The following is a 14864-nucleotide window of genomic DNA, read 5'->3' on the forward strand; positions in this document are numbered from 1 at the left end:
CTCTCGGCATCGATCCGACAAAACGTGACCTGCTTGCCTCTCTCTGCATAGGTGTAATGACCCATTGAAAAACTGCTCATAGCATTGCCACGATGAGAGTAGCGATGACCGTGATGCAAGAACATGACATAAAACGCAGTGCGGCGAAACGCGTTTTGGTAGTGCAAGCCAGGGCATAGTCTGCGCATCTGGGACGCCGTGCTGGAGAAATTTCCGGGATTACTGGCCTTAGGCAAATCATTGTCAGGAAACGCTTCATGAAGCTAGCCACTCTTAAATGCGATCAGGCGAATGGCTGTCCGGTCCTCGTATCGCAGGATCAACAACGCGCCATACGCATCGATCACCTTGCCCCCAGCGTGCTGTCGGCAATCGCAAACTGGAGGGAGGTCGAGTCCGAATTGCAGGCTCTCTACAAGCAACTCAACACAGCAGAGGTGGAGAGCTCCTTCGCCTTTGACCCGGAGCAGGCGATGGCGCCACTGCCGCGTACCTGGCAATGGCTCGATGGCTCCCTGTTCCTGAGTCATGGTGAGCTGATGCAACTGGCTTTCAACCTGGAGCCGATCGAGGGGGCCGACACGATTCCCCTGATTTACCAGGGGGCGGGAGATGACCTGCGCGGCCCCCGGGCTGACCTGGAAGTGACCACCGAAGAACACGGTATCGATTTCGAGGGCGAATTCGCCGTGGTCGTGGACGAAGTCCCCATGGGGACACCGGCAGACAAGGCCCTGGACTATGTTCGCCTGGTGATGATTGCCAATGATGTCAGCCTGCGCGCACTGGCACCGAGAGAGATGCGTACCGGCTTCGGCTTTGTGCAGGCCAAGCCATCGACTGCTTTCTCGCCAGTGGCTGTCACGCCTGATGAACTGGGCGCCGCCTGGAAGGACGGTCGTGTGCACCTGGACCTGGAAATCGAGTGGAATGGTCGCTGGTTTGGCAATCCCAACGGCGGTGAAATGCACTTTGGCTTCCACGAACTGATCGCCCATGCCGCGCTGACACGGCGACTGAGCGCCGGCACCATCCTCGGCTCCGGCACGGTATCTACCCGCGATCGGAGCCGAGGCTCGGCCTGTATTTCAGAGCGCCGCGCCATTGACATCATCGAGTCCGGTGAGGTCAAGACCCCCTTCATGAAGTTTGGCGACCGTGTGCGTATGACCGCGAGACTGGCCGATGGCGATGCCGTCTTTGGCGAAATCGACCAGCAAGTTACGCAATACAAAGTGGCTGACGCCTGACGTCCGCTGGTCGCCAAGGAATCCGGAGTGAAGAATATGAGTACCCGCAAATTGATTGACCTCTCCGTGACGCTGGAGAACAACCCCTATACCGATCCGCCTCCGTTGCTGCCCAGCATCGAGTACACCGATCACCAGCAGGGCTGGCCGGAAATGGCCGCGATGTTTCCCGGCCTGAAAAAATCGGACCTGCCCGGTGACGAAGCCTGGGCCGCCGAGCGGATGAACATTACGACGCACAGCGGCACCCACATGGACGCGCCATGGCATTACGCGTCGACCACCGATGGCGGCAAGCCGGCTTACGGCATCGATGAAATGCCGCTGGACTGGTGCCTGCAGCCGGGGGTCAAGCTGGACTTCCGCGATCTTCCCGACGGGCATGTGGTAACCGCGGACGAGGTGGCGGCCGAACTGGCACGTATCGGGCACGCACTCAAGCCGCTGGACATCGTGCTGGTCAACACGCGCGCGGGTTCAGTCTACGGCCAGCCCGAGTATCTCAGTGCCGGTGTGGGCTTGGGGCGCGAGGCGACCCTCTACCTGCTGGAGCGCGGCGTTCGCATTGTCGGTACCGATGCCTGGAGCTGGGATGCTCCCTTCAGTTTTACCCGCGAACGTTATCAGGAGACCGGTGACGCCTCCATTATCTGGGAGGGGCACAAGGCCGGTCGCGACATCGGTTACGGACAGATGGAGAAGCTGAGCAATCTGGAAAGCCTGCCCGATCACGGCTTTGTAGTCTCCTGCTTCCCCTACAAGATCAAGCACGCATCCGCCGGCTTCGTACGCGCGGTGGCGATTATAGAAGACTGACAAATTTCGAGGACACGTCATGTTCAAGTATTTTCCCACCAACTATGTGTGGAATCTCTCGGTGGATCTCGCCATCGAGATGGGCGCCCGCATCGGTGAAATCGAGGAGATGTGCGCGCCCCTGCAGGAAGCCGCGAAGCAACCCGATGCCGAGGGCACCCAGGCCTTTCGCGATGTCTGGGAAACCATGTCGAAGAAACTCTGTGGCCTGGCGGCGGAAGACGAGGAGCGCGGGCGCCTGTTGTCCGCGGGCGAGAAATACCTTCGCGCCGGCATCTACCTGACGACCTGTGAACGCCTGCAGGCGCACGATGCCCCCAGCCGAATGGAGCTGTACAGGGAGTCCCTCGAGCTATTCCAGAAGGGGGCTGCCTTGTCGGGCGCGCCCTGTACCCGGGTGGAAATTCCCTACGAAGGCAAGCACCTGTCAGCGCTCTTTGTACCAGCGGAGGGCGTCGACGGCCCCGCCCCGGTACTGGTGCAGGTCAACGGCCTCGACTCTACCAAAGAGATGAAATACCACGTCGGCCTGCCGCGCTGGCTGGCCAAGCGCGGTGTCGCATCCCTCATCGTCGATCAGCCCGGTACCGGTGAAGCGCTGCGCCTGCAGGATTTCAAGGCGCGCTACGACAGCGAGCACTGGGCCAGCCGGGTGGTGGACTACCTGGAAACCCGTGCCGACGTCGACAGCAAGCGCATCGGCATGGAAGGGGTGTCCCTGGGTGGTTACTACTGCCCGCGCGCCGTCGCCTTTGAACCGCGGTTTGCCTGCGGCGTGGTCTGGGGCGCCAACCACGACTGGCGCGATGTGCAGAAGCGCCGATTGGAGCGTGAGGGCGACTTCCCGGTGCCCCACTACTGGAAACACGTCTGCTGGGTCTGGGGCGCCGACTCGATCGAGCACTTCATGGAAATTGCCGAAAACGTCCACCTGGACGGTGTCGTCGAAAAGATCAAGGTGCCTTTCCTGGTGACCCACGGCCAGAAAGACAGCCAGATCCCACTGAAGTGGGCCGAGCGCACCTACGAGCAACTGGTAAACAGCCCCGATCGCGAATTGAAAATCTTCACTGAGCGCGAGGGCGGAGTCCAGCACTCCAGCTTCGATAACAGTGTCAATGCTGGCCACTACATTGCCGACTGGGTTGCTGAACACCTCGGTGGGCGCACCGCTGTCGAATAGTCTGAAAGGAGAATAAATACATGAACATTATCGGACCTGATTTTCTGGTGTTTGGTGTCGACGACATGGAATCCTGCCGTCAGTACCTGACCGACTACGGGCTCAAGGCGGCGGGCGACGATCGCTTCCTGGCGCTTGACGGCACCGGCGTCATCATCAAGCCAAAGGATGATCCCTCGCTGCCCGCGGCGCTGGAAACCCCGACCATGTTGCGCAAGACCGTCTACGGTGTCGCTGACCAAGCGACGCTGGAGGCCATTGCAACCGAGCTGTCGTCCGACAGGGAGGTCAAACGCCTTGCGGATGGCTCCATCGAGTCTGTTGACGATATGGGCTTTGCCCTCGGCTTTCAGGTAACAGTACGCACAACACTGTCGCTGCCTGCAGAGATCGTCAACGCCCCGGGGTCTTCCCACCAACGTGCGGTCAACGATATCGGCGTTCAAAAAGTTGCGGCACCGGAGCCGCGCTCGCTTTCACATATCGTTTACTTTGTACCGGACTTCGCCAGGGCGGAGGCCTTCTACGCGGAGCGCCTGGGGTTCATCACCACTGACCGTTTCACCGGCGTCGGCCCCTTCATGCGCCCCGCGGGAACCACGGACCACCACACCGTATTCTTCATCCAGACGCCACCGCACATGCTGGGTTGTGAACATTTTACCTTCCATATGGCCGGCCCCACCGAAGTGATGCACGCGGGCAGGAATATGGTGGAAAAGGGCTATCAGAGTTTCTGGGGGCCCGGCCGCCACCTGTTCGGCTCCAACTGGTTCTGGTACTTCAAGAGTCCACTGGGCTGCAACATGGAGTACGACGCCGATATGGACCTGCACGATGATCAGTGGACGGCGCGCGAGGGCGCCCCGGGCGCTGACAACTCGCAGGCTTTCCTGTTCAAGTACACGGAAAAGTGGTCTCCGATGGGACCGCCTCCGGGCGCCAAGCCCCAGTGATATGTGGCGCGACTGGGTGAGGCTCTGCCAGGTGGAGGAGCTGGCGGAGGGCGAAGCCCGGGGCTTCGATCCGCTGGATGAGGGCCAGGACAGCGTATTTGTCGTGCGGCGTGGCGGCGACCTGGTCGCCTACCGGGATATCTGTCCCCACTACGGCAGCACTGCACTGCCCTGGCGCAAGGACGCCTACCTGGACGCTGGTGGCAAAGACATTATCTGTTCAGCACACGGTGCGCGATTTGCTATCGACACCGGCCTGTGCACGGCCGGGCCTTGCCTCGGTGAGTCCCTAATCCCTGTTCCACTGCAGTTGAGTGACGAGGGAGAGGTGCTGGCAGACCTCAATAGTAATAACAGCGTTGGAGTAGTGAAATGACGGGCATCGTTAAAAAAGTACTGATAGTGGGCGGCGGTTTTTCCGGCATGTCGGCTGCCATCGAGTTGCGCAAGCAGGGCATCGAAACACACCTCGTGGAAATTGACCCGGACTGGCAGGCCGATGGCGCCGGTATCAGTATCGGCGGCGCGACCCTGCGCGCTTTCCGTCAGCTCGGGATTCTGGACGCCTTTCTCGAACAGGGTTCCGGTAACGACGGGCTGGAAGTCATGGCGCCTACCGGGCAGCTGATTACCACGATTCCCATGCCGCGCTTTGTCGATCCGGAGATACCCGGCCAGGGCGCTATCATGCGCCCGGTGCTCGCGCGCATCATGTCCAGAGTGGTTGAACAGAGTGGTACCCATGTCCGCCTGGGCCAGAGTTATGAGTCAATCGAGGAGGACGAGCAGGGCGCTCTGGTCACCTTCACCGATGGCAGCAGTGATCACTTCGACCTGGTCATCGCCGCCGATGGCCTGCAGTCAAAAACACGTAAGTGGCTGTTTCCGGAAGCGCCCGAGCCCAGCTATTCCGGTCAGGGTGTCTGGCGCGCGGTACTGCCGCGGCCAGAGGGCCTGAACTGCACGCGCATGTGGGTCGGTGAGCACCTTAAGGCGGGTATCAACTCCATGTCGAAGGAGCAGGTCTATCTGTTCCTGACCGAAGATCGCGAGGCGCGCGAGCGAATCGCCGAGGATGAGTTGCCGGGGATGCTGCGACAACTGCTGATCGACAACTTCCCGGCACCCGAAGTCCAGGCGCTGGCGGCCCAGATCACCGCGGACTCCAGGGTGCTGTATCGCCCGCTGGACGGCCTGTTGGTGGCCGGGCCCTGGCATCGTGGCCGCGTGGTCCTGATCGGTGACACGGTACACGCCACCACGCCCCATCTCGCCTCCGGTGCGTGCATCGGTATTGAGGACGCGATTGTCCTGGTGGAGGAACTGGTGCGTGCAGACAGCCTGGAACAGGCCCTGACTGCTTTCCAGGAACGCCGCTGGGAGCGCTGCCGTATGGTGGTGGAGAACTCTGGCAGGCTCGGGGAGATCGAGATTCAGGGTGGAGACAAGGCCGAGCATGCCGGCATCATGCGCGACTCCATGATGGCGCTGCGGGATCCGATCTAGGTCGCCGGAGCACATGATGCTGGAGCTGTACCACAACGATATGTCGGTCTGTGCCCAGAAGGTTCGCCTTGTACTCGAGTACAAGGGAATTCCCTGGCAGGGCCACCACCTGAATTTGCGCGCCGGAGACCAGTTCAAGCCCTCGTTCCGGCAGATCAATGCCAAAGGCCTGGTGCCGGTCCTGGTGGATGACGGTGCAGTCATCACCGAGTCCAACGCCATCATCGAGTACCTCGAGGACACGGTAGAGGGACATCCGCTGAGACCGGTGGACGCAGCGCTCAGGGCAAAAATGCGCGGCTGGCTGATACGCCTGGATGCCGGTCTGCATGAACATGTCGCAGCCATCAGCTTCTGCGTGGCGTTCCGCCACCAGTTGCTGCAGCGCTATCCGGACACCGAGCAGATTGAGCGTTTCATCGATCAGATACCCGACCCGGGTAGAGCGGGTTTTATGCGCGACGTACTGCCCAACGGCGTCGCGAGCAAACGCTTCAGTCTCGCCTTGTACAGCTATAACCAGCTGCTGGCGGACATGGACGACGCGCTGCAGCAGCGTGCATGGCTGGCGGGAGATCAGCTGAGCCTGGCGGACTTCAGTTACGTGCCCTACATCGACCGGCTCGATCAACTGCAGTTGTCATTCTGGTGGCGGGACCGGCCGGCCATTGCCGACTGGCTGGAGCGCATGCGTGGCCTGCCCGCTTACGGCACTGCAATCCAGCAGTGGAACAACAATGACTATCTGCAGCTAATGGCCGGGCACGGCAGGGAAAGCGCGCCGGAAGTACAGCGTGTCCTTGCCGCTCTGGTGACAGAAGCGTGAGTCGCGATGGCTCCTGATTGATGTAGTGCCATTCGCTGTTGATTTGCACCCAAAGATGACCCACAAATTGGGGTGAATCCCTGATATGGGAACTTCATTCACATTTCATTAGGCCGCTTTTGACGCAAAATATAGCTCTGGTCAAGATACTGGGTAGATTCAATCGGTGTGGTGAATCAAGCCATGCGCTTATTTGATAAACATAAATGCTTCGTAAAGTGCTGCCAGCGACAGGTGTTCTTCCAGCCCTTGCAAGGCGACATACCCAATGAGCCTTCGAGATCAGGTATCCATTAAAACTGCCTGGTAAATTAATCCTCTGCGAAGCCGTATGTAGCTAATATCCCCTACACTAAATTGGTCGGGAGTGTCGGGATGAAAACCTGCGCCCAAGTTTGTAAAGGGCGCCCCATTTTCACTTGTAGTACTGATAGGTTATCTCTTTTGGGGCTTCACTTTGAGATCTATCTGGTGCATTACCCGTACAATACGCTTGTGATTTACGCGCCGATTAGATTGAACGTGGTCGGTGTGCCTTTCTCTGCAGAGGGCGCAATCCAGACATCGAATTCGCCGGGCTCAACAGTTGGTTGTAAGTCTCGCTTCAAAAACGACAGATTCGCGGCGGTCAACGTAAAGGTTACTGTCTCGCTTTTTCCGGGTGCTAGTTTAATTTTTTTGAAGTCGACCATTTTACGTACCGGTTGCACCAGGCTTGCCACGCGGTCGTGAATATAAAGCTGAACGACTTCTTCAGCGGACCAACGGCGACTCTGGTTGGTGATAGTTGCGCTGACATCAAGTGAACCTGCGAGGTTCAAGTTCGATGCATTACACTGAGTCGGTCCATATTCCACCTCTGCATAACCCAAACCGTGACCGAACGCATACAGGGGTACCTGGGGTATATCCAAAAAGTGGGACGTGAACTTTGTAGTAGAGTCCCCTTGCGGTGGCCTGCCAGAACTTTCGCGTGCGTAATAAAAGGGTTGCTGTCCGGAAGCCAGCGGAAAGGTCATGGGGAGTCGTCCTGAGGGCGATACTTTGCCAAAAATAAGGTCGGCCAACGCCGGCCCGGTTTCAGTGCCCAGAAACCAGCCGACCAGAATTGCCTGAGCATCACGTACGGCACCATCCAGGGCCAAAGCGCGACCGTTGCGTAACACCACAACTACTGGCTTGCCTGTGGCGGAAACCGCTTCGGCCAGATCCTGTTGTGCTGGCGGAACTGTAATTTCTGTACGCGACGCGGACTCTCCGGACATGTCAGTAGATTCACCCAGAGCCAGGATAACTACGTCAGCCTCACGGGCGGCATTTACTGCCTCATCGATACCACCTGCAATCGAGGCTTCAATATCGCAGCCCTTGACCACGTTAAGGTTCGCCCGCTCCTGCATAATTCCACGGATACCGTCGACCAGTGGAACAGAAGGTCTCTCGGGTACGAAAGGTGACCAGGGACCGTCGAGATTTTCCTGGTCTGCAGCAAATGGACCAATCAGGGCAATACGCTTACCTGAGCTTGGCAGGGGCAGAAGGTTGTCGTCGTTTTTTAACATCACCACGGACTTTGTTGCCGCCTCACGCGCAAGCTTGCGGTGTGACGAGGGCGCCGGTGACCTGGCCCGTTGTTCGCTGATTCGCCGGAATGGATCATCAAAAAGGCCCGCTTCCCTTTTGACAAGCAGAATTCGCCGTACAGCCTGATCCAGTACGGATTCATCCAGCTGCCCTGCCCTGACCAGCTCCGGGACATAACGTGGAAATATTCCACTGGCCATACCGATATCGCAGCCCGCACTCAATGCAAGTCGCGCGGCATCCTTTTCATCCGCTGCGAAGCCATGCTTTATCAATTCCAGTTCACTCTGAAAATCTGATAGCACAGCGCCGGAAAAACCCAGTTGGCCGCGTAAAATTTCTGTCAGCAGGTGGTGACTGCCTGTGCTGGGTTCGCCGTCGATGGTATTGAATGCCGCCATTGTGACAATAGCGCCGGCATCAAAGGCAGCGCTAAAGGGCGGCAAATAGACCTCGGCCAGAACCCGCTCTGAAATAGCTGTACCCGCATAGTCGAGCCCTGACTCCGCTGCTCCATAGGCGGCAAAGTGTTTGACGCAGGCCAGCAGGCTGTGAAGATCGTCGCGAGACTCGCCCTGGAAACCGCTCACTCTCGCCGCGGCGAATCGGGCACCCAGAAGTACATCCTCTCCGGCACCTTCCACCACGCGGCCCCAGCGCTGGTCTCGTGCAATATCAACCATCGGCGCATACGTCATATCCAGTCCCAGGTTGGACGTCGCCTCCAGCGCGCAGGCTCGAGCGGTCTGGCGAGCCAGTTCCGGTTCAAAGCTTGCCGCCTCGGCGATGGGTACTGGAAAAACGGTCTGGTGACCATGAATGATATCGGCACCGAACAGCAGGGGGATTTTCAGGCGGGTTTCTTCCACCGCTGTCTTTTGCGCCAGAATTGTGGAATCGATATCTTCCGGTGAAGTCATAAAACCTATGGCGCCAGCGCGAATACGAGCGAGCTGATCATTCAACAGCCCTTCGGCGACTTCCGGAGTAAAATTCGGAGTGAATGGATTGATTTTCTGAAAGTTGGGCTGAATCATGCGCGGCGTGAGCACATTTTCCATGTGCAGCTGCCCCGCCTTTTCTTCCAGCGTCATGCGAACAATCAGGTCTTCAATAAACGGATCTTTCTCCAGCCCCAAGCGCCCACTGGTAGCCTTGCCGTAGGCAGCAACGCTAACGATTGCCGACGTGAGCAGGAAGTTGCGGCGGCTGATAGGCATGTTTTTATCCATGTTGTTCGCCTCTTATTCTTTTCACAGTTGCGATTCCAGGGCTCGACGCACGCTGTGGCGGCTCTGCCGGCACTGCTGGCCGCAGATCGGAGGCGTTTGGCACCCTCCTCCAGGCAGCCGAACGCATCAGATGCCTCGTTGCCCATTAAGGCTCAGGAAGACCCAGCCTTCGGCCAAGGCCCCTTCGAAACTCCTTTATAAGTCTTGTACCAGACGACGCAGGTGCGGACCATACGGCTCATCGACAACAGTCCATTGAGTATCAATGCGCATGGTCGATCGACTCTGTTGCGTATAAACCGGCCAGGACGGTGTCAACTTACTCGATGGATTGCCGGTTGCGGCAAATGCTCCCCAGCTCGATATAATGGCATCTCTGAGCTCAAAGCGGTGTCCCGACGGATCCCCCTTGGCCCGATTACCGGAGATATCTGTGTCATCCCAGATATCGTTCATGTCCAGATGATCGAAGAGGAATACGAGTTCCGTCGCGTGAGTCGCCCATTGTCCACCCAACACGGGATCACGCCAGCCGAAAAGATAGGTGTAGACTGGCGCTGCATCCATCTGCGCTTTGAGTTCCGCTTGCTTAAGCGCCCCCTTCCAGAACCACGCCAGGGATCCCGAACCTATCAATACTTCTTCTCGAGAGGCCGATGGACTGTACTTGCGAAATGCCTGCACCAGCAGGTCACGCTCCCCGGGAGTGAGCCAGGGGCAGATATTTGCAAGTTCGAGATGAAGCGCGCGATCGTCGGGTAGTGCCGGCAGGGACGTCTGTGGGTAGTAGTAAAGTGCTGCCTCCGCTTCATTCGTCCCCACCAATAGGGGAACGTGCGACCAGATTTCCCGTGACGCTCTCGTGTCGAGTTGATAGGGAACAGTCGTCGCATCAAGCACCGGCGAGAACGGCATGCTATTCAGTTCATAGCTCCAGGTCTGGCTGGTCACCTTCTGCGCCACAGAGATCAGGGTTGAAGTATCAACCTCAGCAATCTTGTCGACATCGCGGGGGGATATAGCGAGTTCGTTGAGCACCAGCATTGCTTCCCGGGAAGCAGCCTCAGGAGATCGGACTCGTGTTTGCGAGCCACTCTGCACGATCGCCTTGGAAAACAATCCCTTTGCCTCGGGCATACCGAGCAGCGTACTGATTTTCAGCCCGCCACCGGACTCACCAAACAGGGTGACATTGGCCGGGTCGCCACCAAAGGCCGCAATGTTACGCTGCACCCAGCGCAATGCCTCGATAATATCGAGCTGACCCACGTTAGCATCGTAGTCATTCCCGATGCCGCCCAGGTACAGATAGCCAAACAGATTCAGGCGATGATTCAGATTAAGGACGACAGCGCCGGCGCCCTCCGCCAGAGCCGCACAGTCGTAGAGCGGCACGCCGCCAGAACCTGTGTGGTATGCCCCACCGTGTATAAATATCATCACCGGTAGCGCCTCACTCCGGCCGCGAGGCGCCCACAGGTTCAGAAACAGGCAGTCTTCACTGCCCGGGAGAAGCGGGTCCTGCCATGCATCCAGATCGCGGCTATCCTGTGGCGCAGGGCTTCCCAGGCTCAGGGCATCACGCGTGCCGACCCACGGTTGAACGGGTTGGGGCCGACGAAAGCGATAGTGTCCAGACGTAGCCTCCCCGTAACGGATGCCTTTAAAGACATTGAGGGCCTCAGTCTGTACGCCCCGCAGCACACCTTCAGATGTCTCGACGAGCAGGGATTCTCCCGTCAACGCCGGCTTTTGCTGCAAAGATGCTGCCAGCATCGCAGGAGACGCACCCAGGGAGGCCAATGAGAGACCCACGCCACTGGATACAAGTCTTCTTCTGGTCAACATATGGATCTAAAGCCCAACCTCGGTAATACCGCTTACTGTTTTCCTGTCGCGGGCGAACGGATAGCTTCCCACTCCTGCTCGGGCAATAAGACGCATCAGCAGGTAATACAACACCGCACAACCCAACATCACGGGGATGCTTGCACCCAGGTAGCGGAAAACATCCGCTGTTTCCAGGGTCACTGGATTGTATATCCAGATATACGTTGCACTTCCCAGCGCTACCACGAGCACGGCAACCCAGTTTATCCCGCCCCAGAACCAGTATCGGCCGCCCGGCAAGCGGGCGAACAGATGCTCGGCATCGATATGCTGGCCTCTGAGCAAGTAATAGTCGGTAATACCGATCGCGGTAATGGAGACAAACTGCATACCGACATACACGGTCACCGTAGCCACCTGCGTCAGTACCCATGAGGTACTGAAGGCTGCAAGAGCCACCGGCACCAGCAGGATGGCCAGCAATACACTCCAGGGTATATGTGCCAGCGGCCGCAGTTGCTGGACTGAGACGCCCGCGAAGTAGATGAGCATACCCATGATGGCAATATTGGCAAAAAGAATGAGGATAACGATGCCCGTACCCAGCACCGGCCCACCCAGCAAGGTAATCCACGCCAGCGGATCGGAAGTGGAGAAAGCCGATGCGGCAAGTGCCGCCACGCTCGAGCAGTAGGCACCGCCCACAAGGGTCAAACCAATCATCGACGGCGTCATGACATGACGTCGATGCTTCACAGCTCGAAACATGCCGCCCAGATAGGGCCACCAAGCCAACGATGTCGCTATCCCGAATTCGAGCGCGTACGCCAGTGACTTCAACGGATCCGTGGTATACACGCCTGCCTCAGGCTCTTTGTTCGTCCACAGCGAATCCCAGCCAAAACGCCACAGCAGCAGGGCCAGGCTCAGTGTCGCCAGGGCAATGAGCGCCGGCCCTGCAACATTATTGACCTGCTGTATGAAGGTTAGCCCCTTGCGCACCAGCAACCAGCAAAGCACCACAACGACAAGGGCGACAGCAACAGTCAGCATGGCACCCTCGCCACTCCCGTCGCCGTAAACGAGCTTGGTCACTCCCTGAGCGACCATCGCCATAATAATGGTGCTCCAGGCCAGCGAAGTGCACAGGATGCCGATCATGGGCAGGAATGCGCCCCTGACACCAAACACCGATTTACTGGCATCAACTGTATCGATACCAAACCGGAAGGAGGGCACACCGCTGGCGAGTACACAGGGCACAAACCCGATGATCAAACCACTCGTGTAACCGACGATGCCGAGCTTGACGTTTCCCACAGAAGGTAACAGGCTTCCGACGAGAAACACCCATATGGCGGCACCAAAGGTGATACAGGTGGTAGTGAAGCTCCTGGCGGTCGCAAATACCCGCTCCTGCGGAAGGATCGGCAAACGTCCGTCAAGAACCGCGTGGTCTAAGTCTTCTGATTTCACGTCAGTACCAGCACCCCAGCCAACCAGACCGCAAACCCTGTCAAAGTCCACCACAACGCAGCAAGTAGAATTGGACGACTTCCGGCTGCGCAGTCCTCGTCTGGCGTTATATCACGTAACAGTGTAAGCCTTTTCGCCAATTCCTTATCCAAGGCGTCTCCAGATGGAGCGGCTATCTCACCCACAGCTACCTTTGTGTCCATTGCCAGCTCCTACTCAGGCGGGCGCAGAGTAGTACCCGGAGGTGGCCCCACCGTCGAGTGCGTAAATCATTCCGTGGGAGTATGCGGCTTCTGTAGAACTCAGGTGTGCAACGACATTTGCCACTTCTTCAGGGCGCGCAAATCGACCCAGTGGAACACTTTTCTTGTAGTAGTCCACTTCCTCAGTGCTCATACCATCGAGGAGCTGGTCTGCCATCGGTGTCTCGACAAAGCCGGGGCAAACCGCATTGCAGCGTACACCACTGGCACCATAGTCCAGTGCCATTGCCTTGATGAGACCATTCACCCCGTGCTTGGTGGCACAGTAGGCAGCAAACTCCTGGGCACCCTGGGTGCCTGCATCGGAACTGATCGCGGTGAAAGTACCGCGGGTCTTGATCAGTTCTGGCAGGGTGTACTTGGCCAGGTAAAACGTCCCACTCAGGTTTGTGGAAATCATCTGGTCCCAGGCGTCGAGACCAAAATCATTCACCAGACCTGTCAGAGCAATGCCGGCAGAGGAAACAACCGTATCGATGCCCCCATACTTTGCTACGAAGGCCCCAATCGCATCCTCTACCGCTGACGGCTGCGAGACATCGGCCTGAAGAACTTCAGCTTTGCAGCCGAGTTCCTCTACCTGGGCAGCAACCTCCCTGGCGGCCTCTTCTCTGCGCCCCATTACGCCGACCACCGCGGCTCGAGAGGCCAAACGTATGGCGATCGCCCTGCCAATGCCTGAAGTTGCCCCTGAAACAATGACCCTCTCAGTTCGTTCAGTTGTCACGGCTTATCTCTCCCTAATCTGGTTATCTTTGTTTGCTACCCTCACGCCCCGCAGATGGCAAGGGCAACAATCTGGATAGTGCATTCTTACTACCGCTTATCTACAAACGTTAGTTCTGGGCAAGCCGGGCAGGTAAGGAGAGCTTGAGCGGCCCCTACATACCCCGGATAAAACTGCGTCCGGGCCCTATCTAGCTGCGGAATACAATGGTTTTCTGCCCATCCAGCAGCACCCGGTCCTCGAGATGCAGACGGACTGCTTCGGCGAGCACTTGCCGCTCAATATCACGTCCTTTTCTGACCATATCCTGAGGCGTGTCGGCGTGAGAGACCGTTTCCACATCCTGGTGAATGATCGGTCCCTCATCAAGATCAGCGGTGACGTAGTGTGCTGTGGCACCGATCATTTTTACCCCACGCGCATGAGCCTGATGGTACGGCTGGGCACCTTTGAAGCCGGGAAGGAACGAATGGTGGATGTTGATGCAACGTCCTTCCAGATAGCTTGACATGTCATCGGAGAGGATCTGCATATAGCGGGCAAGTACAACCAGTTCTGCCCCGGTCTCCTCTACCACCTGCTTGATCTGAGCCTCCTGCTGCGGCTTCGTCTCCTTGGTAATCGGGAAGTGCCAGAAGGGAAAATGCTTCAGAGAGGTAGTCCCAATGGATTCGGCAGGATGATTGCTGATCACGCCCACTACATCCATGTCGAGTTCACCAATTCGATTCCGGTACAGAAGATCGGAGAGACAATGATCAAACTTACTGACGAGTAGCAGGACTTTTCTGGCTTGTCTCTTGTCCCTCAGTGCCCAGTCCATACCCTTGGTGTCTGCCAGCACGGTAAAGGCGTCTTTGAATTTTGCACAGGCGCTTGCCTCTGCCAGATCGAACTCAATACGCATAAAAAAGCGCTTTGCGTCTCGATCATTAAAGTTATGAGCCTCAAGGATATTGCCGGTGTACTCAGTGATGCAACTGGCAACTTCGGCGACCAATCCCGGCTGATCGGGACACTGCAGTGTCAAAATATATGTATCAGTCATTGTTCATTACCCGGCGTATTCCTACTGAACGTTAAATCAATTCGAGACGTGCCACTTACCGCTCACCCTGAGCGCCACCGTAACCAGGCAAGAAAACCAGCCCGAAGCAGCGCAGGCTTTCCTTCGGCGCCGATTGCTTTCTCCAGACGCTCCGAGGCCCAAAGCTA

12 protein-coding genes are annotated in these 14864 nt (G+C 57.7%); 7 read left to right on the forward strand and 5 right to left on the reverse strand.

The annotated features are described in order from the left end of the window. Positions 1-257: 257 nt before the first annotated feature. From FV139_RS14155 to FV139_RS14185, 7 genes are read left to right on the forward strand one after another with little or no spacing between them, the layout of a single operon-like run. A complete protein-coding gene (locus FV139_RS14155; protein ID WP_148069118.1) occupies positions 258-1250 on the forward strand; it encodes a fumarylacetoacetate hydrolase family protein in 993 nt (330 codons plus the stop codon). Between the two features lie 36 nt (positions 1251-1286). Then, on the forward strand, positions 1287-2066 hold the full coding sequence (locus FV139_RS14160; protein ID WP_148069119.1) for a cyclase family protein: 780 nt from the start codon (positions 1287-1289) through the stop codon (positions 2064-2066). Positions 2067-2085: 19 nt separating this feature from the next. Continuing rightward, complete coding sequence (locus FV139_RS14165) at positions 2086-3249, forward strand: alpha/beta hydrolase family protein (protein ID WP_148069120.1); 1164 nt, start codon at positions 2086-2088, stop codon at positions 3247-3249. Between the two features lie 20 nt (positions 3250-3269). Further along, complete coding sequence (locus FV139_RS14170; RefSeq protein WP_148069121.1) at positions 3270-4205, forward strand: VOC family protein; 936 nt, start codon at positions 3270-3272, stop codon at positions 4203-4205. Between the two features lies 1 nt (position 4206). Next, the gene (locus tag FV139_RS14175; protein ID WP_187276546.1) at positions 4207-4581 is read left to right on the forward strand and encodes a Rieske (2Fe-2S) protein; all 375 of its coding nucleotides are present in this window, start codon (positions 4207-4209) and stop codon (positions 4579-4581) included. Further along, entirely contained in the window at positions 4578-5711 is a 1134-nt protein-coding gene (locus FV139_RS14180; protein ID WP_148069122.1) for an FAD-dependent oxidoreductase, read from the forward strand. Before FV139_RS14175 ends, FV139_RS14180 begins: the two co-directional genes overlap by 4 nt. Positions 5712-5727: 16 nt before the next feature. Beyond that, entirely contained in the window at positions 5728-6537 is an 810-nt protein-coding gene (locus tag FV139_RS14185) for a glutathione S-transferase family protein (protein WP_187276547.1), read from the forward strand. A 500-nt stretch (positions 6538-7037) separates the two neighbouring features. On the opposite strand, the gene FV139_RS14190 is transcribed toward FV139_RS14185, so the two are convergent. The 5 genes from FV139_RS14190 to purU all read right to left on the reverse strand — a co-directional run bounded on the left by FV139_RS14190 (position 7038) and on the right by purU (position 14697). Next, complete coding sequence (locus FV139_RS14190; RefSeq protein WP_213004131.1) at positions 7038-9353, reverse strand: glycoside hydrolase family 3 N-terminal domain-containing protein; 2316 nt, start codon at positions 9351-9353, stop codon at positions 7038-7040. A 195-nt stretch (positions 9354-9548) separates the two neighbouring features. Further along, positions 9549-11129 (reverse strand): carboxylesterase/lipase family protein, encoded by a 1581-nt coding sequence (locus FV139_RS14195; RefSeq protein ID WP_187276548.1) that lies wholly within the window; start codon positions 11127-11129, stop codon positions 9549-9551. A gap of 78 nt (positions 11130-11207) precedes the next feature. Beyond that, positions 11208-12659, reverse strand: a complete 1452-nt coding sequence (locus tag FV139_RS14200; protein ID WP_187276549.1) for a cytosine permease — start codon at positions 12657-12659, stop codon at positions 11208-11210. Between the two features lie 216 nt (positions 12660-12875). After that, on the reverse strand, positions 12876-13649 hold the full coding sequence (locus FV139_RS14205; protein WP_148069126.1) for an SDR family NAD(P)-dependent oxidoreductase: 774 nt from the start codon (positions 13647-13649) through the stop codon (positions 12876-12878). 190 nt (positions 13650-13839) lie between these two features. After that, positions 13840-14697 carry a formyltetrahydrofolate deformylase gene (gene purU / locus FV139_RS14210; protein ID WP_148069127.1) on the reverse strand — a complete coding sequence of 286 codons (858 nt, stop codon included), beginning with the start codon at positions 14695-14697 and terminating at the stop codon, positions 13840-13842. Between the last annotated feature and the right edge of the window lie 167 nt (positions 14698-14864).

This window comes from Parahaliea maris, assembly GCF_008064665.1.
GTDB lineage: Bacteria > Pseudomonadota > Gammaproteobacteria > Pseudomonadales > Halieaceae > Parahaliea > Parahaliea maris.

Coding starts and splice junctions, on each gene's coding strand:
- FV139_RS14155 (WP_148069118.1), top strand. CDS start 258: ATGAAGCTAGCCACTCTTAAATGCGATCAGGCGAATGGCTGTCCGGTC.
- FV139_RS14160 (WP_148069119.1), top strand. CDS start 1,287: ATGAGTACCCGCAAATTGATTGACCTCTCCGTGACGCTGGAGAACAAC.
- FV139_RS14165 (WP_148069120.1), top strand. CDS start 2,086: ATGTTCAAGTATTTTCCCACCAACTATGTGTGGAATCTCTCGGTGGAT.
- FV139_RS14170 (WP_148069121.1), top strand. CDS start 3,270: ATGAACATTATCGGACCTGATTTTCTGGTGTTTGGTGTCGACGACATG.
- FV139_RS14175 (WP_187276546.1), top strand. CDS start 4,207: ATGTGGCGCGACTGGGTGAGGCTCTGCCAGGTGGAGGAGCTGGCGGAG.
- FV139_RS14180 (WP_148069122.1), top strand. CDS start 4,578: ATGACGGGCATCGTTAAAAAAGTACTGATAGTGGGCGGCGGTTTTTCC.
- FV139_RS14185 (WP_187276547.1), top strand. CDS start 5,728: ATGCTGGAGCTGTACCACAACGATATGTCGGTCTGTGCCCAGAAGGTT.
- FV139_RS14190 (WP_213004131.1), bottom strand. CDS start 9,353: ATGGATAAAAACATGCCTATCAGCCGCCGCAACTTCCTGCTCACGTCG.
- FV139_RS14195 (WP_187276548.1), bottom strand. CDS start 11,129: ATGCTGGCAGCATCTTTGCAGCAAAAGCCGGCGTTGACGGGAGAATCC.
- purU (WP_148069127.1), bottom strand. CDS start 14,697: ATGACTGATACATATATTTTGACACTGCAGTGTCCCGATCAGCCGGGA.